At 63.6% G+C, this 23,459-nt stretch carries 21 protein-coding genes; 13 read left to right on the top strand and 8 right to left on the bottom strand.

The genetic code is table 11. From position 1 onward, the window contains the following. Window positions 1-220 precede the first annotated feature (220 nt). From NR187_RS08115 to NR187_RS08155, 9 genes are all read left to right on the top strand, one after another. Complete coding sequence (locus tag NR187_RS08115) at window positions 221-1,168, top strand: AraC family transcriptional regulator (RefSeq protein ID WP_211383209.1); 948 nt, start codon at window positions 221-223, stop codon at window positions 1,166-1,168. 51 nt (window positions 1,169-1,219) lie between these two features. Continuing rightward, window positions 1,220-2,170 carry an AraC family transcriptional regulator gene (locus tag NR187_RS08120; protein WP_211383208.1) on the top strand — a complete coding sequence of 317 codons (951 nt, stop codon included), beginning with the start codon at window positions 1,220-1,222 and terminating at the stop codon, window positions 2,168-2,170. Window positions 2,171-2,679: 509 nt separating this feature from the next. After that, a complete protein-coding gene (locus tag NR187_RS08125; protein WP_256806236.1) occupies window positions 2,680-3,885 on the top strand; it encodes an NAD(P)/FAD-dependent oxidoreductase in 1,206 nt (401 codons plus the stop codon). 76 nt (window positions 3,886-3,961) lie between these two features. Next, a complete protein-coding gene (locus NR187_RS08130) occupies window positions 3,962-4,762 on the top strand; it encodes an acetoacetate decarboxylase (protein WP_256806237.1) in 801 nt (266 codons plus the stop codon). 31 nt (window positions 4,763-4,793) lie between these two features. Beyond that, window positions 4,794-5,969 (top strand): patatin-like phospholipase family protein, encoded by a 1,176-nt coding sequence (locus NR187_RS08135; RefSeq protein WP_211383204.1) that lies wholly within the window; start codon window positions 4,794-4,796, stop codon window positions 5,967-5,969. Between the two features lie 34 nt (window positions 5,970-6,003). Beyond that, a complete protein-coding gene (locus NR187_RS08140; RefSeq protein ID WP_211383203.1) occupies window positions 6,004-7,152 on the top strand; it encodes an HlyD family secretion protein in 1,149 nt (382 codons plus the stop codon). A 37-nt stretch (window positions 7,153-7,189) separates the two neighbouring features. Further along, a complete protein-coding gene (locus NR187_RS08145) occupies window positions 7,190-8,809 on the top strand; it encodes an MDR family MFS transporter (protein ID WP_256806238.1) in 1,620 nt (539 codons plus the stop codon). Between the two features lie 40 nt (window positions 8,810-8,849). Beyond that, window positions 8,850-9,632 carry a 3-hydroxybutyrate dehydrogenase gene (locus tag NR187_RS08150; RefSeq protein ID WP_211383201.1) on the top strand — a complete coding sequence of 261 codons (783 nt, stop codon included), beginning with the start codon at window positions 8,850-8,852 and terminating at the stop codon, window positions 9,630-9,632. A gap of 10 nt (window positions 9,633-9,642) precedes the next feature. Then, window positions 9,643-10,347 (top strand): DUF1275 family protein, encoded by a 705-nt coding sequence (locus tag NR187_RS08155; RefSeq protein WP_211383200.1) that lies wholly within the window; start codon window positions 9,643-9,645, stop codon window positions 10,345-10,347. 99 nt (window positions 10,348-10,446) lie between these two features. Here NR187_RS08155 and NR187_RS08160 read toward each other — a convergent pair whose 3' ends face one another. The 8 genes from NR187_RS08160 to NR187_RS08195 all read right to left on the bottom strand — a co-directional run bounded on the left by NR187_RS08160 (window position 10,447) and on the right by NR187_RS08195 (window position 18,911). Beyond that, entirely contained in the window at window positions 10,447-11,622 is a 1,176-nt protein-coding gene (locus NR187_RS08160) for a Gfo/Idh/MocA family protein (RefSeq protein ID WP_211383199.1), read from the bottom strand. A gap of 14 nt (window positions 11,623-11,636) precedes the next feature. Further along, entirely contained in the window at window positions 11,637-12,692 is a 1,056-nt protein-coding gene (locus NR187_RS08165) for a sugar phosphate isomerase/epimerase (protein WP_211383198.1), read from the bottom strand. Between the two features lie 353 nt (window positions 12,693-13,045). Then, on the bottom strand, window positions 13,046-14,095 hold the full coding sequence (locus NR187_RS08170; protein WP_211383197.1) for a LacI family DNA-binding transcriptional regulator: 1,050 nt from the start codon (window positions 14,093-14,095) through the stop codon (window positions 13,046-13,048). Beyond that, the gene (locus tag NR187_RS08175; RefSeq protein ID WP_211383196.1) at window positions 14,092-14,736 is read right to left on the bottom strand and encodes a ThuA domain-containing protein; all 645 of its coding nucleotides are present in this window, start codon (window positions 14,734-14,736) and stop codon (window positions 14,092-14,094) included. Before NR187_RS08175 ends, NR187_RS08170 begins: the two co-directional genes overlap by 4 nt. Before the next feature lie 10 nt (window positions 14,737-14,746). Then, window positions 14,747-15,844 carry a Gfo/Idh/MocA family protein gene (locus NR187_RS08180; RefSeq protein WP_256806239.1) on the bottom strand — a complete coding sequence of 366 codons (1,098 nt, stop codon included), beginning with the start codon at window positions 15,842-15,844 and terminating at the stop codon, window positions 14,747-14,749. Between the two features lie 22 nt (window positions 15,845-15,866). Beyond that, window positions 15,867-16,715 (bottom strand): carbohydrate ABC transporter permease, encoded by an 849-nt coding sequence (locus NR187_RS08185; protein ID WP_211383194.1) that lies wholly within the window; start codon window positions 16,713-16,715, stop codon window positions 15,867-15,869. Next, window positions 16,708-17,649 carry a carbohydrate ABC transporter permease gene (locus tag NR187_RS08190; protein WP_211383193.1) on the bottom strand — a complete coding sequence of 314 codons (942 nt, stop codon included), beginning with the start codon at window positions 17,647-17,649 and terminating at the stop codon, window positions 16,708-16,710. Before NR187_RS08190 ends, NR187_RS08185 begins: the two co-directional genes overlap by 8 nt. Before the next feature lie 2 nt (window positions 17,650-17,651). Then, a complete protein-coding gene (locus NR187_RS08195; RefSeq protein WP_211383192.1) occupies window positions 17,652-18,911 on the bottom strand; it encodes an extracellular solute-binding protein in 1,260 nt (419 codons plus the stop codon). Between the two features lie 168 nt (window positions 18,912-19,079). Here NR187_RS08195 and NR187_RS08200 point away from each other — a divergent pair, with 168 nt between their 5' ends. The 4 genes from NR187_RS08200 to NR187_RS08215 all read left to right on the top strand — a co-directional run bounded on the left by NR187_RS08200 (window position 19,080) and on the right by NR187_RS08215 (window position 23,458). Continuing rightward, complete coding sequence (locus tag NR187_RS08200) at window positions 19,080-19,838, top strand: SDR family NAD(P)-dependent oxidoreductase (RefSeq protein WP_211383191.1); 759 nt, start codon at window positions 19,080-19,082, stop codon at window positions 19,836-19,838. Window positions 19,839-20,038: 200 nt separating this feature from the next. Then, the gene (locus NR187_RS08205; protein WP_211383190.1) at window positions 20,039-21,289 is read left to right on the top strand and encodes an ABC transporter substrate-binding protein; all 1,251 of its coding nucleotides are present in this window, start codon (window positions 20,039-20,041) and stop codon (window positions 21,287-21,289) included. A 129-nt stretch (window positions 21,290-21,418) separates the two neighbouring features. Beyond that, window positions 21,419-22,246: an AraC family transcriptional regulator gene (locus NR187_RS08210; protein ID WP_211383189.1), complete on the top strand. Its 828-nt coding sequence runs from the start codon at window positions 21,419-21,421 to the stop codon at window positions 22,244-22,246. A 201-nt stretch (window positions 22,247-22,447) separates the two neighbouring features. Then, window positions 22,448-23,458, top strand: a complete 1,011-nt coding sequence (locus tag NR187_RS08215) for a branched-chain amino acid ABC transporter permease (protein ID WP_211383188.1) — start codon at window positions 22,448-22,450, stop codon at window positions 23,456-23,458. Window position 23,459: the final 1 nt, after the last annotated feature.

Raw genomic sequence — 23,459 nt, forward strand, 5'->3', positions numbered from 1 at the left:
GGCTTCACTGCGAATGATCACGCCAAGCCCCGGCCGCCCTATCCCAAGGTACAGGTGACTCTAACCGCCGAACCAGCGAGACCACACCCGCCGCACGATACCACCGAGCGCTGTTTCCCATCATCGTTACGAACATGGTCGAGGTAACCGCTCTGTCCACCGACCAACGAATCGGCCGGCGGGAATTGAACGCAAGACTTCCCCAACACGAGCACAATTCATGAGCACGCCGATGGTCGATACCCTGGACGCTCTGCCGGTCGAACCCAGGACGCGAGAGAGGGACTTTCAGGCTACCGACCGCCGCTCCGCCGATGTGGAGATGACGCGCGTCCTCCACACCGCACCACTTCACATGGCGTTGGACGCCTCCGGCGCCGGGATCGCCCACTGGCAACATGAACCATTGCACGACGTCGTCGAGCCGATGAGCCACCACGTCATCATGGCCTACAACGGCGCGGTGCAGCGCATGGAGCGGCGGTCGGGAAGCTCGGTCGTCAAAGGAACGTTTCGTCCCGGGGTCGTGATCATCATCCCGGAAGGCTCAAGCTCCCGGTGGGACATTCCGAAACCTGTCGACGTCGTCCAGCTTTATCTTCCTCACGCCACATTGAGGCGCGTTGCCGACCAAGCCGAGACCCACAACCCGACCGACCTTCTGGAGCGAACTGCGCATCCCGATCCCATTACATCCCGCTTGCTCCTGAGCGCGGCCGGTGTGGTGGAGGGCAATCGGGCGCTGGATGTGCTGTTCAGGCATCAGCTGACCGACCTCCTGGCCACACGCCTCCTGGCCGCACATACCGGCTCGCCGACGGCGTTCCAGTCGACCGTGGGTGGACTTTCACCGAAGGTCCTGCTCCGCGCCATCGAACGCTTGCGCTCGGACAGCGATGCGGATGTCTCCCTCGATGCCCTGGCTTCGGACGCAGGCCTGTCGCGCTTCCACTTCTGCCGCGCTTTCAAGGAGAGCACTGGGCTTTCACCTCTTGCCTGGTTGCGGCAACACCGGCTCGAGCAGGCGATGAATATGCTGCGCAACACCGACGCATCGGTCGTGGCGGTGGCGGTGGAGCTTGGCTATGCCTCCCAGACGGCCTTCGCTGCGGCATTCAAGCGATCGACCGGGGAAACGCCGAGCGATTGGCGGCGGCGCGTGCGTTAGCAACTGTCCCCCTGCAGTCAACGAAGTGCCTTCGAACGCGAGAACAGCCCGATGAACCAGCCGATCCTGCACGATCCTTTGGAGGCTCTGCTCGTCGACCCCGGCGCGCGACATCGCGACACCGCGGTCACCGAGCGGCGCCGTGCCGACGTGGAAATGGCGCGCGTCCTCAAGACCGCACCGCTCCAGATGGCTTCGGACCCTTCCAGCGGCGTCATCGCGCATTGGAAGCATGGGGCTCTCCATGACGCGGTCGAACCCATGACCGACCACGTCATCATGACTTACCCCACAGGCGTTCAGCGCCTGGAGCGTCGCTCCGGGAGATCGGTTGCGATTGGAACGGCCCGCTCCGGGGTCGTGACCATCATTCCGGCCGGTTCAAGCGCAAGATGGGACATTCCCGGGTTCGTCGACGTCATCCAGCTCTACCTTCCGCACACGGCGCTCGAACGCGTCGTTCGCGAAGCCAACGCGCCCACCCTCGGCGATCTTCTGGAACGAACGGGTCATCCCGACCCTGTCGTATCGGGGTTGTTGACGAGTGCAGCGGATGTGCTGGAAGGCAATACGGCCCTGGATCTACTGTTCAGGCAGCAGCTGACGGAGGTCCTGGCCACACGTATCCTGGCCGATCACACTGGCGTGCCCACGACGTTCGAGCCGATCATGGGCGGCCTGTCCTCCCATGTTCTGCGACGCTCGATCGAACGTCTGCGCTCGGACAACAATACCGACGTGTCGCTCGCGGCGCTCGCTTCGGATGCCGGCCTGTCGCGCTTCCACTTCTGTCGTGCCTTCAAGGAAAGCACCGGGCTTTCACCTCATGCGTGGCTGCGCCAGCAGCGGCTGGAGCAGGCGATGAACATGCTGCGCGAGACCGATAAGCCGATCGTGTCGGTGGCCGCGAAGCTCGGCTATGCCTCACAAACTGCGTTCACCGCCGCATTCAAGAAGCTGACCGGCGAAACCCCCAGCGATTGGCGACGGCGCATACGGTAACAGCAATCGCGATGCAGGTGCCGCAATCGCACTGGCGCAGACGCAGCGTCGATCCGGTAAACGATCAGGGTCCCCCACGCTCCCCATAGACGGAGACGAAGATGACCTCGAAGACTTTCGTCAGCCTCTCTGCAATCGCGCCGCGACGCAGACTAGTCGCAGGCACAATCGTCTACGGACTGTCATTGGCGGTACGCTTCGCCTCTGCAACGGGCGAGGACGTGGAAATTCCACCCCAGTTCATGCATAGGACGATTCCGGCGATGTCCGTCATGCTCAGCGACGACACACGGCTTCCCTACGCCGACTGGAGCGGCCCGATCGCCGTCGGAGCGGCTTTCCTCCGCCGCTGGCCGCCGCGGGCATCGTCGATGCCGAGCTGTTTCTCCCCCTAAAACCAGCGCGTTCGTTTCACGTCTTCGCGTCGTCGTCGAGTTCGAGAGGCCGCACCCAGGCAGCGGCGGCGGCAACGCGCGTATCCCCGAAGAGCAACCACAGGAGAAAGTCACATGCGAATAGTCATCATTGGCGCCGGTTTTGCCGGCATGTACGCTGCACTTTCGGCCGCCCGTCTGCGCGATATCCAGGGCGTCTCGCCCGAAGAGCTGGAGATCGCGCTGGTGGCTCCCGAGCCGACATTGGTGGTTCGTCCGCGGCTCTACGAAGCGAAGCCCGAAACGCTGACGGCGCCGCTGCAGGATATCCTCAAGGCGATTGACGTCGTCTACGTACAAGGCAGCACCGAAACGGTCGACACTACGGCTCGCACGGTGGAGATCGCCCGTATCAAAGGTGCGAAGAAGCACCTCTCCTACGATCGGCTGGTGGTGGCGACCGGCAGCCGGCTGTTTCGTCCGAATATCCCCGGCCTTGCCGAGCACGGTTTCAGCGTCGACCAGCTCGACGATGCAATTGCGCTCGACCGGCATCTTCACGGTCTGGCCGGTCGGCCGGCAAGGAACGGACGCGACACCGTCGTCGTTGCCGGCGGCGGCTTCACGGGAATCGAGACCGCCACGGAAATGCCCGCCCGGCTTCGTGCGATCTTCGGCAAGGATGCCAGGCCGCGCATCGTCATCGTCGATCGGAACAGTGCGATTGCACCCGACATGGGTGCGGGTCCCCGCCCCGTCATCGAGGATGCGCTGCGCACGCTCGGTGTCGAGACCCGGCTCGGTGCGAGCGTCGCATCGCTCGACGACTCCGGGGTGACGTTGACCTCCGGCGAACACATCGAAAGTGAAACCGTGATCTGGGCGGCGGGCATGCGCGCCGCTCCTCTGACCGCGCAAATTCCCGCCGAGCGCGACAATTTTGGGCGGCTGCTGGTGGACCGCGACTTGCGCGTGCTGAACGTCGCCGGCGTCTTTGCCACCGGCGACGCCGCAAGAGCCGCCAGCGACAACATCGGCAATTACGCGCTGATGTCGTGCCAGCACGCCACGCGGATGGGCGCCTTTGCCGGCAACAATGCCGCGGCCGAGCTGCTGGGAGTCCCCACGAAGCCGTATCACCAGGAGGCATATGCGACCTGTCTCGACCTGGGCGAGGCTGGCGCGATCTTCACGCGTGGCTGGGATCGGACGCTCGAGCTCGTCGGGACCGAGGCCAAGAAGACCAAGCAACAGATCAACACCGTGTGGATCTATCCGCCACCGGCCGAGCGTGCAGCCGCGCTGGCCGCAGCCGATCCCGAGCGTGTCGGCGAGGTGTAGACCGACCAAACCAGGGCCGCGCTTCTCGCAAAAGAGTGCAGTCTGCTCAAAATCGACCAACGTGGAGATCACCGCAATGAAACCCGAGACCGTCCGCGCGACAGCGTTTGCGATGCCGATGACCAACCCGGCTTTTCCGCCGGGCCCCTATCGCTTCGTCAACCGCGAGTACTTCATCATCCAGTACCGGACCGACCCCGAGGCGCTGCGCCGGATCGTGCCCGAGCCGCTCGCGCTCACGGAGCCGGTCGTGAACTACGAGTTCATCCGCATGCCGGACTCGACCGGATTCGGCGATTACACCGAAAGCGGTCAAGTCATCCCTGTGTCCTATCAGGGCCAGGCGGGCAGCTTTACCCACCAGATGTTTCTCAACGACCATCCGCCAATCGCAGGCGGGCGTGAGCTGTGGGGATTTCCCAAGAAGCTGGCACAGCCGAAGCTTGCAGTCGAGATCGATACGCTGGTCGGCACCCTGAACTATGGCTCGGTACGCATCGCAACCGGCACCATGGGCTACAAGCACCGCGCCCTCGATTGCGCAGCCGAGGCGAGCAAGCTCGCCGCGCCCAATTTCCTGCTCAAGATCATCCCGCATGTCGACGGCTCGGCTCGCATCTGCGAGCTGGTCCGCTACCACCTCGAAGACATCACCGTGAGGGGCGCATGGACCGGCCCCGCTGCGCTCGACCTTTATTCGCACGCGCTCGCCCCCGTCGCCGAACTGCCGGTCCTCGAGGTGCTGTCGGCCAAGCACATCGTGGCCGACCTGACGCTCGGGCTCGGCACCGTGGTCCACGACTATCTTTCGCCGGGCGCGACTGCGCAGCGACGCGGATCCAGATCCGAAATCCTTATCGAGGCAAACGCCGGCTGATCGGATCAGCCGCAATACCGGGAGGTTCGAAATGCTTAAGGTCACGCGCGAGCAAACCAGTCCTGCGCCGCAGCAATCGAGGCCGCTGCCATATGACGCGGTCGCTCTGGTCCTGCAGGGCGGCGGAGCACTCGGCGCGTATCAGGCTGGCGTCTACGAGGGCCTGCACGAAGCCGGCATCCGGCCGAACTGGCTGGCCGGAATCTCGATCGGGGCCCTCAACGCCGCCATCATTGCCGGCTCGCCCGAAGGCGAGCGCGTGCAAAGGCTGCGCGAATTCTGGGAAACCATCTGCGCCTTCTCGATCGAGTGGCCCGCCGGCGAAGGGCTAGCCAATGCCTTGCCATTTGCGTTCGACATCAACTCGTTGCGCAACGCGATGGCGGCCGCGAGAGCCTTGGTCCAGGGCCAGCCCGGCTTCTTCAAGCCGCGCTTCCCCTCACCGCTGTGGTCGCCGTTCTCGGGCGATGCCGCGACGAGCTTCTACGACACCGCACCGCTGCTCAAAACGCTGGAGCGGCTCGTCGACTTCGACCGGCTGAACTCGGGCGACGTGCGCGTCAGCGTCGGCGCGGTCAACGTCCGCACCGGCAATTTGACCTATTTCGACACCGCCGAACGCCGGCTGGGACCGAAACATTTCATGGCGTCCGGCGCGCTGCCGCCGGGATTCCCCGCCGTCGAAATCGAAGGCGAACATTACTGGGATGGCGGCGTGGTGTCGAACACGCCACTCTCCCGTGTTCTGTCCGGCGAGCCGCGCGACACCTTGACGTTCCAGATCGATCTCTGGTCGGCCAGAGGCCGCGTTCCCTACGACCTGATGGAAGTGTCGAGCCGGCAGAAGGACATCCAGTATTCGAGCCGCACACGCTCTGTCACCGACCAGGTGTTGCGGATGCAGAAGATGCGTCAGGCATTGCAACGGACCATGCAGGAACTGCCGGAAAGCGCGAAAGCGAAGCCGGAAATCCGCGCCATTGCCGATATGGCCTGCCACCGCGCCTACAACATCGTCCACCTGATCTACCAGTCCAAGACCTACGAGGGTCATTCCAGGGACTACGAGTTTGGGCTGAGTGCGATGCGCAGGCATTGGCAGAACGGGCTCGACGACATCCGCCGTACTCTCGCCGACCCGGGCCGCCTGGACCCGCCGTCACCAGAGCTCGGCATCGTCACCCACGATATTCATCGCCGCGATTGAGCTCTAGCGCCGTCTGCAGCCTCAGGAGAATGCCATGTCAACCATTTCTTTTGTCCCCGAACGAAAGGCCCAAGCCAGGCTTCGCCCGTCCCGGCAGGCGATCAGGCGGGCAGCGCTGATATTTGTCGCGGCGCTCGGCGTCGCCGGGGCGGCCGAGTTCACCCGCTACTACCTCACGATCGGCCGCTACCTGGAAACGACCGACGACGCCTATGTCAAAGCCGATTCCACCATCATCGCGCCGAAGGTTTCCGGCTACATCGCCGAAGTCCTTGTTTCCGACAACGAGCCGGTCAAGACCGGTCAGATCCTGGCCCGGATCGACGACCGCGATTTCAGGGCGGCGCTCGATCAGGCCCATGCCGATGTCGCCGCGGCCAATGCCGCGGTGCGTAACCTCAACGCGCAGATCGAATTGCAGGAGTCCGTGATCCAGCAGCAAGCCGCACTGGTGGACGCCAGCGAAGCGGCGCTGAAGTTCGTACGCGAGGAACAGGCCCGTTACGACGGCTTGATGAAGACCGGTTCCGGCACCATCCAGCGCGCACAGCAGACCGACGCGGCGCTGCGCGAGAAGTCCGCCCAGTTGCTCGCAGAGAAGTCGGCGTTGATCGCCGCCAGCAAGAAGATCGAGGTGCTCGCGACCGACCGTGCCAAGGCGGTTGCCCAGCTCGACCGCGCCCATGCGGTGGAGCAGCAGGCGGCGCTGAACCTGTCCTACACGCAAATCACGGCGCCCGTCGAAGGCACGGTCGGCGCGCGCTCGTTGCGGGTCGGCCAGTTCGTGCAAGCCGGCACCCAGCTGATGGCGGTCGTGCCGCTCGATGCGGTCTATGTGGTCGCCAATTTCAAGGAGACGCAGCTCACCCATGTGCGCGACGGACAGCCGGTCGAGCTTCGGATCGACAGCTTCCATTCGACCAGACTGACGGGCCATGTCGAGAGCCTGTCGCCGGCGAGCGGCCTGGAATTCGCACTGCTGCCGCCCGACAACGCAACGGGCAACTTCACCAAGATCGTGCAGCGCGTGCCGGTGAAGATCGTGCTCGACGGCCAGAGACTGAAGGGCCTGTTGCGCCCCGGCATGTCGGCGCTGCCGACCATCAACACCAAGAGCGCCGTTCTCGCCGACCGCGAAGCCGAAAAGCGCGTTGCATCGCGCCGCACCCAGCCCCGTAGCTGAACCACATCGCTCCTCCCGCGCACGCGAAGAGACCGCCATGACCACGGATCGAACCATCGTCGACGTCATTCCCACCGGCGATGCTGGGTCGCCCGCCGCGGCCCCAGCCGCTCCCGTCGTCTCCGCAAAAACCTGGCTTGCGGTGATCGGCTCCACGCTCGGCGCCTTCATGGCGGTCCTCAACATCCAGATCGTCAATGCTTCGCTTGCCGACATCCAGGGCGGGATCGGCGCGGGCATCGACGATGGCGGCTGGATCTCGACCTCGTATCTGATCGCCGAGATCGTGGTGATCCCGCTCAGCGGCTGGCTCGCCCAGGTGTTCTCGGTTCGCATCTACCTGCTGACCAACGCCCTCCTCTTCCTGCTGTTCTCGGCAGCCTGCGCACTCGCGCAAGACCTCTCGCAGATGATCGTGCTGCGCGCCGTGCAGGGATTTACCGGTGGCGTGCTGATCCCCATGGCGTTCACACTGATCATTACGCTGCTGCCGAAGGCGAAGCAGCCGATCGGCCTGGCGCTGTTCGCGATCTCGGCGACGTTTGCGCCCGCAATCGGACCGACGATCGGCGGCTATCTCACCGAGAATTTCGGCTGGGAATACATCTTCTATGTCAACGTCGTGCCCGGCGCGGCCATGATCGCCATGCTGTATGTCTCGCTGGAATCGAAGCCCATGAGGCTCTCGCTGCTGCGCGGAGGTGACTGGGCGGGCATCATCACCATGGCGATCGGGCTCGCCGCGCTGCAGACCGTTCTGGAGGAAGGCAACAAGGACGACTGGTTCGGCTCGCCGTTCATCGTTCGTCTCGCCGTGATCGCTGCGATCGCACTGGCGCTGTTCGTCGCGATCGAACTCACCGCCGACAAACCATTGCTGAACCTGCGTCTGCTGGTTCGCCGCAATTTCGGCTTCGGCGTTCTCGCAAATCTCCTGCTTGGAGTCGCTCTCTACGGCTCGGTCTACGTCCTGCCGGTCTATCTCTCGCGCATCCAGGGCTACAATTCCGAGCAGATCGGCATGGTGCTGGCATGGACCGGGTTGCCGCAGCTCCTGCTGATCCCAATGGTGCCGCAGCTCATGAAGCGCGTCGACCCGCGTATCGTAATCGGCGCCGGCTTTGCGCTGTTCTCTGCCTCCAACTTCATGAACATCTACATGACCAAAGACTATGCGGCCGATCAACTGTTCTGGCCCAACGTGATCCGTGCCTTTGGCCAGGCCCTTTGCTTCGCACCGCTTTCGGCGGTCGCCACGGCCGGCATCGAGTCCGAGAATGCCGGGTCTGCATCCGCGCTATTCAACATGACACGGAATCTCGGCGGCGCCATCGGCATTGCCGCGCTGCAGACGCTGCTCACCAAGCGCGAGCAATATCACTCCAACGTGCTGACGCAATCGGTGTCGATGTTCGAACAGGCGACCCGCACCCGGGTCGAGCAGCTTACGCAGTATTTCATGAACCACGGCATCATCGATCGCGTCGACTCCACGCACCGCGCCTATGTGGCGATCGGCAAGGTCGTGCAGAAGCAAGCCTTCATCCTGGCCTTCAGCGACACCTTCTACGTGCTCGGTGCAGCCCTGATCATTGCGCTGCTGGCCGCGCTCCTGCTGAAGAAGTCCGGCCCGCTCGAGGCCGGCGGTGCCCACTGATCATCGTTCAACGCGCATCCGCAACGGAAAGGAAACTCCCATGTTGAAGAACAAGGTTGCCATCGTGACCGGATCGACCAGCGGCATCGGGCTCGGCATCGCCAGAGAGTTGGCCGGGCTCGGAGCGGACCTCGTCTTGAACGGCTTCGGCGATGCCGGCGAAATCGAGACGATCCGCAGCGGAATTGCGCGCGAGCTTGGGGTGCGTGTCGTCTACGACGGCGCGGACATGTCGAAGGCGGACGCCGTGCGCGGCCTGATTGCCGCGACGATCGACAAGTTCGGGCGCCTCGACATTCTCGTGAACAATGCAGGCATCCAGTTCACCGCGCCGGTCGAAGATTTTCCGGCCGCCAAGTGGGACGCGATTCTGGGCATCAACCTATCGGCGGCGTTCCACGGCATCGCGGCGGCCGTGCCGCAGATGAAGACGCAGCGCTGGGGGCGGATCGTCAACATCGCTTCAGCCCACGGCCTCGTCGCGTCGACACACAAGGCGGCCTACGTCGCTGCCAAGCACGGGCTGGTCGGCTTGACCAAAGTGGTGGGCCTGGAGACCGCCGGAAGCGGCGTGACCTGCAATGCGGTTTGTCCTGGATGGGTACGAACGCCGTTGGTGGACAAGCAGATCGACGACATCGCGGCGCAAAGAGGCATCGGCCAAAAGGAAGCCGCCAGGGACCTGCTGGCCGAGAAGCAGCCATCCCTCGAATTCGTCTCTCCGGCACAGCTTGGGGCCACCGTGGCTTTCCTGTGCTCGGCCGCCGCCGATCAGATCACGGGCACAGCGATCTCGGTCGACGGTGGCTGGACCGCGCAATAGAGGCTCTCTCATGTTGCAAAGGTCGGCTGATTCATCTGACGACGCAGTGGAGCTGTCGCGCCTCGAGGCGCGGCTGCCACCGTTGCTCAGCGTCATCGCCGGAATGGTCGACTTCACCGGCTTCTCCACCCTCGGCCATATCTTCACGGCCCATGTGACCGGCAATATCGTGCTGGCCACCGTCGTTGCCGTCGACGGCGGTTCGTTTCATTGCGCCCAGTTGTTGGCGATTCCGGTCTTCGTGCTGGCCCTGGCGACCGTCGGGCTGATCGCCCGCGCTTCCCAGAGGCACGGGCCGAGCCTGGCGCGGCTGTTGCTTCTGGTTCAATTCCTTGTGCTTGCCGCGCTATTGATCTTCAGCGTCATTGCGAAGCCATCCATCGATCCGATTGGTGTGCGGGCCGGCTGGGCGGCGATGATGGCTGTGTCCGCCATGGCCTGCCAGTACGCGCTCCTTCGCCTCGCCGTGCCTGGCGCGATTTCGACGGCGGTGATGACCGGTAATCTCGCCAATGCCGTCTTGTCAGCGATGGACTTGCTCTCGGTGCGCCATCCCCTACTGCCGCACGATTCAACGCCGCTGCACCGCTCGCTGGATCGCTTGCTCGGATTTCTCCTGGGATGTGTCGTTGCCGCGGCCGCGGTTTCGTTGACGGGAGATTGGGCCTGGTCTCTCCCGACGGCGCTGGCTGCCGTTGCAATTGGGGTGCGTTAACGGCAGATGGCGGAGTACCAATCGTGACGCCAAGATGAGCCCTTTCATCGCAGCGAGCGCCGGTATCGACCGACTGCCTCATGGCCGACGCGTCAGAGGTTAGGTCATCCGAACCCAGGCACCTTTGCGTGTGGCGGACTTCACGGCAGCGTCGATGAACTTCACCCCTGCCAGGCCCTCCTCAACGGTTGGAAAGATCACCTCAGGATCCGGCTTTTGGCCGGCCTCTGCCGCGCGGATGGCGCGCGCCGCCTCGGCATAGATAGTCGCAAAACCTTCAAGGTAACCCTCGGGGTGGCCGGAGGGGACGCGGGTGACCCTACTCGCCTCACCCAAGGCGCCGGTGCCGCCCCGGGTCAGGAGCTGCTTCGGCCGGCCGTAGGGCGTGAACCAGAGATGGTTCGGTTTCTCCTGCGCCCATTCGAGGCCACCTTTGCTGCCGTAGACGCGCAAGGTGAGGCCGTTCTCATTGCCGACGGCGACCTGACTCGCCCAGAGCATGCCCTTGGCTCCGCCTTTCCACCTGAGCAGGATCTGGACATCGTCATCGAGGCGCCGTCCCTCAACGAAGGTCGAAAGTTGTGCGAGCAATTCGTCGAGCTCCAGCCCGGTGACGAAGCAGGCGAGATTGTAGGCGTGGGTACCGATGTCACCGATGCATCCACCGGCGCCGGACCGGGCGGGGTCCGTGCGCCATGCCGCCTGCTTGTGGCCGCTTGCCTCCAACCGCTCGGTCAGCCAGTCCTGGAGATATTCGGCATGGACCAGCCGAATCTCGCCGAGGTCGCCATTCGCGACCATGGCGCGGGCCTGCCGGACCATCGGATAGCCCGTGTAGTTGTGCGTCACCACGAACACCTTGCCGCTCTTCCCGACGAGCGCCACCAGCTCCTCGGCTTCCGCGACGGTCGTCGTCAGCGGCTTGTCGCAGATGACGTGGATGCCGGCTTCAAGGAAGGACTTGGCGACCGGGCCGTGCGTGTGATTTGGAGTTACGATCGAGACGGCCTCGATGCCGTCCGCTCGCGCGGCTTCGAGCTTCGCCATCTCTTCGAAGGAGCCATAGGCGCGATGGTCGGCAATGCCGAGCTCCTTCGCCGAGGCCTTGGCCCGAACCGGATCAGACGCGAGCGCGCCGGCAACGAGCTCGAACTGGTCGTCGATACGGGCCGCAATACGGTGTACGGCACCGATAAAGGCTCCCTGGCCGCCACCGACCATGCCGAGCCGGATACGACGATGACCGCCAGCTTCATTGCTTGCTTCGATAGCCATATTTTTCCCCTCGCTCAGGAGATGCCCAGCATCTTGCGGTTCGCCTGCTGGTTCGTACCGGAACCTGCGAAATCGTCGAACGCCTTTTCGGTGACGCTGATGATATGGTTTTCGATGAACTCCGCGCCCTCGCGTGCACCTTGCTCGGGATGCTTCAGCGCGCATTCCCATTCGAGCACCGCCCAGCTCCCGTAGTCGTACTGCGTCAATTTCGAGAAGATGGCGCCGAAATCGACTTGGCCGTCGCCCAGCGAGCGGAAGCGGCCGGCACGGTCGACCCAGCTTTGGAACCCGCCATAGACACCCTGGCGACCGGTCGGGTTGAACTCGGCGTCCTTGACATGAAAAGCCTTGATGCGGTCGTGGTAGATGTCGATGTAGTCGAGGTAGTCGAGCTGCTGCAGCACGAAGTGCGATGGGTCGTAGAGCAGGTTCGCGCGCTTGTGGTTATTCACCCGCTCGAGGAACATCTCGTAGGAGACACCGTCGTGCAAATCCTCGCCAGGGTGGATCTCGTAGGCGAGATCGACGCCCTGCTCGTCCGCATGGTCAAGGATCGGCCGCCAGCGCTTCGCGAGCTCGTCGAAGGCGGCCTCGACGAGGCCGGCCGGACGCTGCGGCCATGGATAGATGTAGGGCCAGGCAAGTGCCCCTGAGAAGGTTGCGTGCGCCGTGAGACCGAGACGCCTGGAGGCCAGGATCGCGCGCTTGACCTGGTCGACGGCCCACTCTTGGCGCGCCTTCGGGTTGCCGCGAACCTCAGGTGCAGCGAAGCCGTCGAACGCCGTGTCATAGGCCGGATGAACGGCGACGAGCTGCCCCTGGAGATGGGTCGAGAGCTCGGTGATACAAAGGCCGTGACGGGCTGCGATACCCTTCACCTCGTCGGCGTAGTCCTGCGATTCCGAAGCCTTCTTCAGGTCGAAGAGCCGCACATCCCAGCTCGGAATCTGGACCCCCTTGTAGCCAAGCGCGGCGGCCCATCCGCAGATCGAATCGAAGGAGTTGAACGGCGCCGCGTCGGCAGCGAACTGAGCGAGGAATATCGCCGGTCCTTTGATCATCTTCATCGAATGCTTCCTTCTACCCTGAACGCTCCAGCAGCACGCGCCCGCTGAGTTCGATACACCACCAAAAACTCGTCTCCCCTTGCTGGTTCCCGTAGACCGGGCGGGCATTTCACCTCAATGCTGAGATCGGGCAATCGCAGCCGGGCACAATCCCGGCTTCAGACCGTCTCCCCGGCACACAACGCCATCGCCTCGAGGTCGGACAGCGGAGCCGGTCGCTCGACGCGCACACCTTTGCCGACTTGATAGCTTTGCATCCAGCTGATCCTGCGCACGCTTGTAAGCTCGTTCGACGATCGACGTTCACGGTGCTCAAACCGCTGAAGACCCGCGCATCAACGACGGGTTCGAAATTACGGCAGATTGTCTCGCAGAAAAATGTCGATACGAATGCGCTCCTGGTCGGGGCTGATGGGCTCGCCCGAGCAATGCGCGAGCAGGACTCGCGCCGCAGACCGCGCCTCGTGGCCGGGATCCTGGTTGATGATTGCGTCGAGCGTGCCGTGGACCAGGAAACGCCGCGTATACCGGGTCAGCTCATGAGTGATCCAGACCACTTCGCGCGCGCGTCCCGAGCTCTCAAGCGCATCGGCGATGCCACGATTGCCGGCGCCGCAGCAGTAGATGCCACGAAGATCGACATGGCTCGCGAGCAGCGCGGCAGTGAGCTCCCTCGTGCGCGCGGCGTCGTCGCGGCCCTCGATGGCCGGTAACGCGAGCAGGTTCGGATACTCGCTGGACAGGATCTGGTGGAAGCCGAAATGCCGCTCGGTGTGATCGCGCAGCGACAACGATCCGGCGATCACGGCAACCGTTCCCTCGCGGCCCGCGAGGAAGCGTCCCATCAGCGTTGCCGCAGTTCGCCCCGCGGCCGGGTTGTCGATTCCGACATAATGGAGCCGGCGCGAGCTCGGCGCGTCCGACACGAGGGTCACCACGGCGACCCCGCGGGCGACGAGTTCGTCGATCGCCGCGCGCACCCTGGGATGGTCGAGCGCGATGACGGCGACCCCCTGATAGGCCGGCGACAGGTCTTCCAGCGCACTGGCGAGTACATCCGGATCGAACACGTCGACGTGGAGAATATCGATAAAGCCACGATGGCCGGCGAGCCAGTCCGCGGTGCGCCGGACCTGCTCGGCCAGATTGGTCATGAAGCTGTTGCTGCCGCTCGGCAGCACGAAGGCGAAGCGGAACGTCTGTCCGCGCGCGAGCCGCGCGGCCGCGACATCACCCCGATAGCCGAGTTTTGCCACCGCGGCCTCGACACGCGCGACGGTCTTGGCGCGCACGCCCTCGCGCCGGTTGACGACGCGGTCGACGGTGGCGAGCGAAACGCCCGCCGCACGCGCGACGTCCTCCAGCGTGGCGCGAACCGCCGGCTGCGTCGCACCGGCTGTCATTCCCGCGCCGCCCACAACATGCCGCGCGTCATCAACGTTCGGATCTCCGGTACGTCGAGCTCGTAGGCGCGGTGGCCGAGCGAGGAATAGAACACCCTGCCCGTCCCGTAGAGCTTCTTCCAGACCACCGGCATGACCACGCCCTCGATCCAGGGCGCGTGCTCGCCGGTGAAGGTCGTCGTCGCCAGCACCTCATTGGCGGGGTCAACATGCATGTAATACTGCTCTGAACGATGCTCGAAACTCTTCAGACCCTTCATGATGGGATCATCCGGCTTCGTCAAGTCGACCTTGTAGTCGATGATGTTGCCGGGATGCGCAACCCACTGTCCGCCGCACAGGAATTGGTAATCGACGGAATCGCGGAACGCGTCGCACATGCCGCCATGATGGCCGGCGAGACCGACACCGCTGCGCACCGCCGCGCAGAGATTGAGCGCTTCCGCCTTTTCGATCTTCGACATGGTGTAGATCGGGATGATCAGCGACAGATCGTGAATCGCGGGGTCGGCGAACGCCGCGGTCGTGGTTTCGATCCGCACCTCGAAGCCTTCCGCCTTGAGCCAGCCGCGGATCATCGAGGCACACAGGTCCGGATCGTGTCCCGGCCAACCGCCCCAAACAATCATTGCCTTGCGCATGTTCATGTCCTCAGTCGATCTGTCCGGTTTCGCGTCCGGCCGGCAGCATCGCCGGCCGCTCGACGCGGCTCTCGATCTCGACGCGCCGCCCTTCGTCGGCGGAGGTCTGGAACGCCTCCATCACCTCCAGCACGTGGAAAGCCAACGCACCGCTGGCGCGGTGCGGCCGGTTGTTCAGGATCCCGGCAGCCATGTCGGCGACACCGATCGAGCGAAACTCGCCGTCGACGTGGCCGTGCGTCAGCGGCGCCGTCTCCCATTCACCGCCGGTCCTCGCCACCTGCACCTCGCCGCCGAACCGGTTCGGGTCCGGCACCAGCATGCTGCCTTTGTCGCCATAGATCTCGATCGGCGCGTGCCGGTGCTTCGGCACGTCGAAGCTCATGGCGATCGAGACGACCGCCCCGCTCTCGAATTCGAGCGTGCCCGCCACATGGGTCGATACCTCGACGGGAATCAGTGTGCCGTTCATCGGCTGGCTGGTGACCAGACGCTCGGATTTCGGGCGCGAGGTCGAGCCCATCACGCTCACGACCGGGCCGAGCAACTGCACGAGATCGGTGACGTAATACGGTCCCATGTCCAGCATCGGCCCGCCGCCGCGCAAATAGTAGAAGCCCGGCGCCGGATGCCAGCGCTCGTGACCGGGACAGCCGAAGAAGGCGTTGCCCGCAACGGGCGTGCCGATCGCACCGTCGTCGATCAGCTTGCGCGCGGTCTGGTGTCCGCCACCGAGGAAAGTGTCGGGCGCGCAACCAACGCGAAGGCCTTTCTGCGCGGCGAGGTCCATCACCTTGCGGGCTTCCGCGACGTTGATGCCGAGCGGCTTCTCGGAGTGGACGTGCTTGCCGGCATTGAGCACCGCGAGACTGACGTCGGTGTGGGCGAGCGGCACCGTGAGATTGATGACGATCTCGACGTCGTCACGCTTTAGCAACTGATCGACCCGCACCCCCGGCAGGCCGAAGGCTGCGCCCTGGCGTTCCGCGGCATCGCTGCGCATATCGGCGAGCGCTTTGATTTCCATGACCGGGAAGCGCTGGGCCGCCTTCAGATAGGCGGTGCTGATATTGCCGCAGCCGATGATTCCAACGCCTACTTTTCTCATTGTGATCTCCGTGAGATGCCGTTCATCCCTTGACCGCGCCCGCGGTGAGGCCGGCGACGATGTGCTTCTGCGCCAGCAGAAAGAGAATGACCGTCGGCAGGATGGTCAGCGTGATGAAGGCCAGGATCAGGTGCCACTCGGACGAATACTCGCCTTGATAGACCATGATACCGAGCGGCCAGGGATAGAGCGCGTCGGTATTGAGCATCACCAGCGGCAGCAGATAGGCGTTCCAGCTATTGACGAAGGTGATGGTGCCGACGGTCGCCAGGATCGGCCTTGATAAGGGCAACGTCACATAACGGAAGAACTTGATATAGCTGCAGCCATCGACCAGCGCAGCCTCCAGCAGTTCATAAGGGATGTCCTTGAAGAAACGTCGCAGCAGCAGCACGCTCATCGCGAGGCTGAAGGCCACCTGCGGCAGCGCAACGCCAAAATAGGTATCGAGCAAGCCGAGATCTCGCACCTTGATGAAGAGCGGCAGCACCGCGGTCGCGGCGGGAAACAGCAGGCCGAGCGTCAGGTAGCTCAGCAGCATCGAGCTGCCGTAGAACTTGACGTGGGCGAAGGTGAACGCCGCCATCGAGGCCACGATCAGGGTCAGGATCACCGCAAGCGTCGAGATGACCAGGGAGTTGCGGAGCAGTTGCCAGTAGCGCGCCGAGAACAGGATGTCGGCATAGTTCTGCCATTCCCAGTGCCTGGGCAGGCCGAACGGATTGACGCGCAGCTCACCGAGCGACTTGAAACCGCCGAGCAGGGTCGCAAGCAGCGGCACCAGCACGAGGACGGCGATCACGGCGAGAAACAGCGCCTTGAACAGGATGGCGGGATCGAACGGCGTACGGGTGGTCTCGGCATCATTCATCGCGCATGAACCAACGCTTGTAGGTGAAGGCAAAGGTCACGCAGATCACGAACAGGATGACGCCGATGGCGCTGCCGTAGCCGACGCGCATGCGGGAGATGCCGTTGTTGTAGAGGAAGCTCACCATCGTGTTGGAGGAATCCGCGGGTCCCCCGCGCGTCAACGGCATGACGAGATCGAAAAGCTGCAGCGAGCCGATGATGGCGAAGAACACCGAGAGCCGGATCGTCGGATAGAGCAGTGGAACGACGACGTGGCGGAGCGTCTGAGACCGCGTCGCGCCGTCGATGGTGGCGGCCTCGACCAGGCTCTTGTCGAGCCCCTGGAGTGCGGCGATGAACAGCATCATGTGGAAGCCGAAATACTTCCATACGACGACGATCAGCACCGCCAGCATCGCCGTATCGGTCGAGGCCAGCAGATGCGGCGGCTCGGCGCCGAAGGTGCGCCAGATCGAGGCGACCAAGCCATAATCGCCGTCATAGACGAATGAGAAGATCAGCCCGGTTGCGATCTCGGCCAGGATATAGGGCATGAAGAACAGCATGCGCAGCGCCACTGCGCCGCGAAAGCGCTCGGCGAGCATCAGCGCGAGCGTGAGCGCCAGCGGCAGCTGGATCAGCACCGAGACCGCGATGATCAGCCCGTTGTTGCGCAGCGCGAGCCAGAAGGCGCGTGTCTCCAGCACGAAGCGGTAATTGTCGAAGCCGATCCAGTTGGTCGGCCGGCCAAACCCGTTCCAGCTGAAGGCCGAATACCAGGCGGCCTCGCCGATCGGCAGGACCACGAACAGCGTAAACAACAGCAGCGCCGGCGGCAGGAACAGGATCAGCACCGTGAAACGGCCGTCCCACCCTGGACCGCGGACCGCCGTCGGCGAGAACGATGTCTGCGCAACGCTCATCGCCGGCGCGCTCGCGATCCGTCGCGCCACCGTCAGTTGCCCTGCTTCCAGGCCGCCTCGATCGCCTTGGCGGCGTCCTGCGGGCTCATGCTGCCGCCGGCGATTTCGGCAGTAACATCGTTGACGACGCGACCGACCGAGGGGCCGAGGCTCTGGTCATAGAAGTTCTGGTGGTAGTTCGACTTCGTCAGGTTGGCCGCGATCAGCTTCATGAAGGAATTGTTGAGGCCCGCATCCGCGCCCTGCACCACCGGAATGATGAAATTGCCCGCCGCAAGCCGCGTCTGCACGTCCTTCGAGACGAAATACTTCAGGAAATCGACCGCCTCCTTCGGCGAGTCCTTGGTAATCAGCCAGCCGGTGATGCCGCCGAGCGTATCCGTCGGCGCACCCTTGCCGCCCGATACGACCGGAAAGTCGAACCAGCAGATCTTGTCCTCGCTCAAGCCGACCTTGTCGGCGGCAAGCGCGCGCTGCAAGTGATAGACGGTGCTGATGGCGAGCGTCATTGCCGCCTTGCCGTCGCCCAAATAGCCGACCGCCTGCGGATTCTTGAAGCCCAGGAAACCGTTCTGGAACGGCTGCAGATCGACGAGCTGCTTGAACAGCTCGCCGGATTTCTGGAAGGTTTCGCCGGCGAAGCCGCCATTCTCGCCGCGCAGCGCCGCGTCGAAGGCCGGCTTGCCGCCGATCCGCACGGCGAGATGCGTCCAATAGAAGTGCAACGGCCATTTGTCGGCGCCGCCGACCACGATCGGCGTAACGCCGGCGGCCTTCAACGCCTTGACGGCGGCAAGCAGGTCATCCCAGCTCTTGATCCCCGCAGGATCGACCTTCGCCTTGGCCATCAGTTCCCTGTTGCAGAGGAAGCCGACCTGCGACAGCGCGGTCGGCAGACCATAAACGCGGCCATTGCTGGTGAAGGCGGCCAGCGCAGCCGGCGTGAGACTGTCGCTGTAACCCTTCACGGAATCGGTGATGTCGTCGAGGACACCAGCCTCGATCTGCGTCTTCAGAACGCCACCGGCCCAGCTGTAGATGATGTTCGGCCGATCCCTGGATTGCAGGATGGTCGGCAGCTTGGCCTTGTAGGCCTCGTTCTCGAGAAACTGCATCTCGACCTTGACGCCCGGATGCGACGCCTCATAGGCACGCGCAACCTCCTCCCAGATCTTCACCTGGGCCGGATTGGCCTCGATGTGCAGCCATTTCACGGTTGTGTCGGCTGCGGCAGAGTTGGCCCAAAGCAGGCATGCGGCAGCGGCGAGTCCCAGCTTCCCGAGCAGTCTCATCACATCCCTCCCAACAGGCTCTTATTTCTTTGGCTGCAATCCTGCCTTCGATTTTTGAGGTACGCAACTAAAATTCTGATCTATGAACCTCACGACCGAAATGGCTAAGGTCTGCGGCAGAATCGGGCGACGCCTCGCACCGCCCACAACGCAACACAAGAGGTGCCCATGGCCGCCGTTTATTCCGACCTCGCCGGCAAGGTCGTTCTCGTCACCGGTGGCGCATCGGGAATTGGCGCTGCGATCGTGCGGCGCTTCGCGCAGCAGAAATCCAACGTCGTATTCTTCGACATCAAGACCGACGAAGGCCAACGCCTCGCACGCGAGTTGTCGGATCAAGGTCTGGCTGCGCATTTCCAGCGCGTCGACCTGACCGACATCGCCGCGTTGCGCGCGGGTGTCGCGGAGGCGCGAAACGCGCACGGCGCGATCAGTATCCTCGTCAACAATGCCGCGCATGACGAACGGCACGAGACCGAGGGGGTGACGCCGGAGTATTGGGACGACCGCATCGCGGTGAACCTGAAGCACCAGTTCTTTGCGGCGCAAGCCGTGCTGCCGGACATGAAGGCGGCGAATGCCGGCGCCATCATCAATTTCGGCTCGGTGTCATGGATCGCCGGACAAGGCGGCATGGCCGCGTACACGGCAAGCAAATCCGGCGTCATCGGCCTCACGCGCTCTTTGGCGCGCGACTACGGTCCCTACAATATCCGCGTGAACGCGATAGCGCCGGGCTGGATCATGACCGAGCGCCAGCTCGAGAAATGGATGACGCCACAGGGAGAGGTCGAGCTGATGCAGCGGCAATGCCTTAAGCGCAAGCTCGTACCCGATGAGGTCGCCAAATTCACCGTCTTCCTCGCGTCAGACGAGGCCTCCGCCTGCACCGCTCAGCACTACATCGTGGATGGCGGCTGGGTGTGAGATGCTTCGAGTTGCACCGCAAAACCACTTGCGCCGCAACATTCAAAAATGAGACTGCCCGTCAAACCGGACGAGGCGCCCACGCAGGCGCCGCGTTCGACTTCGGCTAGCTTCCCTCCAAAGCCGCGGGCCGTTCGAGAGCCACGGGCGTCGCGCCCGGTTCGGCGCGGCAACAAAGCGACGACACAGGGAGGAGCACAATGTCGAAATGCAGTATGGGACTGCTCGCGCTGAGCAGTCTGTTTCTTTCGGGCGCAGCGATCGCCCAGGAAAAGATCAAGGTCGGCGTCACCGCAACGCTCGAAGGCACCTACACCGTGCTCGGCGAAGACGGTATCCGCGGTTTCCAGACGGCGCTCAACGTGCTCGGCAAGAAGGTCGGCGACAAGGAGCTCGAATTCGTCATCGCGTCCACCGACGCGACGCCCGATTCCGCGGTTCGTGCCGTGCGAAAACTGATCGAGCAGGACAAGGTGCAGATCCTGTTGTCGCCGCTGTCTGGTGACGAAGGCATCGCCGTCAAGAATTTCGCAAAGACCCATCCGGAGCTGACCTTCATCAACGCCGCTTCGGGTGCCCAGGAAACGACCTATGTCGACCCCGCCCCGAATTTCTTCCGCTACAATATGGACGGCGCACAATGGCAGGTGGGCCTCGGCAAATACGCCTATGAAGAAAAGAAGTATCGCAAGATAGCGACCGTCGGCGAGGACTACTCCTTCATCTACACCCAGGTGTTCGGCCTCGTGCTCGAGTTCTGCGGCGCCGGCGGACAGGTCACCAACCGGCAATGGGTGCCGCTCGGCACCAAGGACTTTGCCTCGGTCATCGCGGCGCTGCCCGACGATGTCGACGCGATCTATCTCGGCCTCGGCGGCGCCGACGCCGTCAACTTCCTCAACCAGTACCAGCAGGCCGGCGGCAAGGCGCATCTGATGGGTGGCTCGATCATGATCGACCAGACCATTCTCTCGTCCAAGGGCAACGCCAAGAACGCGCTGGTCGGCACGCTGGCCGCGAGCGGTCAGGCCGATACCTGGGAGGATCCAAGTTGGCAGAAGTTCGTCAAGAACTATCAGGACGCCTTCCCGCCGAACAAGCGCTTCCCGAGCCCGTCGCTGCTCGCCACCAACTATTACGACTCGACCATGGCGCTGATCCTGGCGCTGCGTCAGGTCAATGGCGATCTCTCCAACAACCAGGCCAAGTACAAGGAAGCCCTTGCCAAGATCGAGCTCGACGCGCCCAACGGCAAGATCAAGCTCGACTCCAACCGACAGGCGATCGGCACAAACTTCGTCACCGAAGTCGTCGACGACGGCAAGGGCGCGCTGTTCTCGAAGGTCGTGAAGGTGATTCCCAACGTCAACCAGACGCTGGGCTACGACCCTGCGGTATTCGCCAAGATCGGTTTGCCAAGCCGTACAGTACCAGAATGTAAGAAGTACTGACGTAGTCTCGTTCGCGAGCGATGACTGACCGGGGAGAGATTTGCAAAGAGCGCGACTCCTGCGCCCTTGCATTCTCTCCCCGGTTGTTGAACGCTATAAAAAAAAACAAGAGCTTCTGGGAGGGAAGGCATGAGCCGGGCGCTCGCCGTCTTCCACGGCCGCTTCGGCCGGGCGACGGTCTATCAGTTGAACCGCCCTTTCAACATCCACGCGCATCGTGAAGGTCATTTGATCTTCCATGTCGGGGGGCGTCCCGCATGCATCGATGTCAGCGATGGACGTTACGAGCTCACCGAAGGTTCCGTCGTCGCGGTCAATCCATGGGAGCCGCATAATTTCCTGCCGTCCGATCTCGAAGGCGGCGCCGTTTTCTTCGTGCTCTATGTCAATGCGGAGTGGTTTGCGCCCGATGCACCGGGTACCGACCGCCTGCGCTTCGGCCGTACCCAGTTCACGCGGTCGATCGCACTGGACAAGCATATCAGGCACGCAGCCGCCCTCGTGTGCGGCGCACCCTCGCTCAATAGCCTCGATGGCGAGCTGAGAAGGCTGATCGACATCTGCTACGACGAGAGCTGGCAACAGGCGGAGGCCGCGCGCGATCCGCGCGCAAACGGCTCCGTCACCGATTTTCGCGTGCGCAAGTGCATCAAGATGATGTCGGAAAGCCCCGGCGCCGAGATCGAGCTCGACACCATCGCCCGCGAATCCGGCCTGTCGCGACCGCATTTCTACCGCCTGTTCCGTACCCAGACCGGCGTCACTCCGCACCTCTATCTCAACACGCTGATGATGGAGCAGGCGCTGGAGGCGCTGGTGGCGAGCGAGGCGCCGATCGCCGATATCGGCTTCGATCTCGGCTTCTCCTCGCAAAGCGGTTTCACGCGCTTTTTCGCCGCCAATGTCGGGATGGCCCCGACCGATTATCGCCGCGCCGCCAAGGTTTTGCGAGCCTGAGGGGCGCGCGAAAAGATACTGTCGATCAAGCACCTCCCTTGCAGTCTCATTAGGATGTGCGGAACGCGGTCCCGAAAAGAGGATCGCGCTCGATAGGGAGCGCACGTTCATGGCAGGGCTTGCGGCCGGTGACGGTCTGCGTGCTCCCTCGCCCTGCTTTTGGGGCGAGAGTTGGAGTGACGTTAAGACGGAGCGGCAATCATGACCCGCTTTGTCGAGCGCCATCCCGCCTGGGCGCTGATCGTCATCATCGCTGTCGCCGTGGCGCTTTGGCTCATCTTCGCGGTGTGGCCGCCGGCACTGGAAGAGACAATCGGCCGCAAGCGGGTCTTCCTCAATGCGCTCTTCAACGGCATCACGCTTGGCGGTCTGTATTTTCTCGTGGCCAGCGGCTTTACGCTGATCTTCGGCCTGATGCGCAACGTCAACCTCGCGCACGGCTCGCTCTATCTGTTCGGCGGCTATGTCGGCTATGCCATCAGCGCCTCGACCGGCTCCTGGATCCTTTCGTTCATCGTCGCCTTCTTCATGACTGCACTGGTTGGCGTCCTGCTCCAGGTTCTCGTCTTCCGCCGCATGGAGGGCCAGGATCTGCGCCAGACCATGGTGACCATCGGGCTCTCGATCGTGTTCGCCGATCTGATGCTGTGGGCCTGCGGCGGCGACTTCTACCAGATTCAGACCCCGAACTGGCTGATCGGCCCGATCGAGCTGCCGCTGATCACCGCGGTGAAATCCTCGGGCGAGCCAGTGTACCTGCGCTATCCGCTGGTGCGGCTCGTGATCTTCCTGGCTTCCGTCATTATCGGCATCGCGATGTGGCTCGCGCTCAACCGCACCCGGATCGGGATGATCATCCGCGCCGGCGTCGACGACCGCGACATCCTCGCCGCAACCGGCGTACGCATCCAGATCGTCTTCGTGCTCGTGTTCGCGCTCGGCGCAGGGCTTGCCGGCATCGCCGGCGTCGTCGGCGGCACTTTCCAGTCCCTCTCGCCCGGCGAGGACATCCGCTTCCTGCTCGCCTCGCTCGTGGTCGTGATCGTGGGCGGCATGGGCTCGATTCCCGGCGCCGCGCTCGGCGCGCTGATCATCGGCCTCGCCGAGCAGCTCGGCTCGGTCTACATCCCGACCTACGCCATCGTCGTGACCTTCCTGATCATGGTGCTGGTGCTGGCGCTTCGGCCGCAGGGCCTGCTTGCGAGGCGCTGAC

It is taken from the genome of Bradyrhizobium sp. Bra64 (genome assembly GCF_024519875.1).
GTDB lineage: Bacteria > Pseudomonadota > Alphaproteobacteria > Rhizobiales > Xanthobacteraceae > Bradyrhizobium > Bradyrhizobium japonicum_G.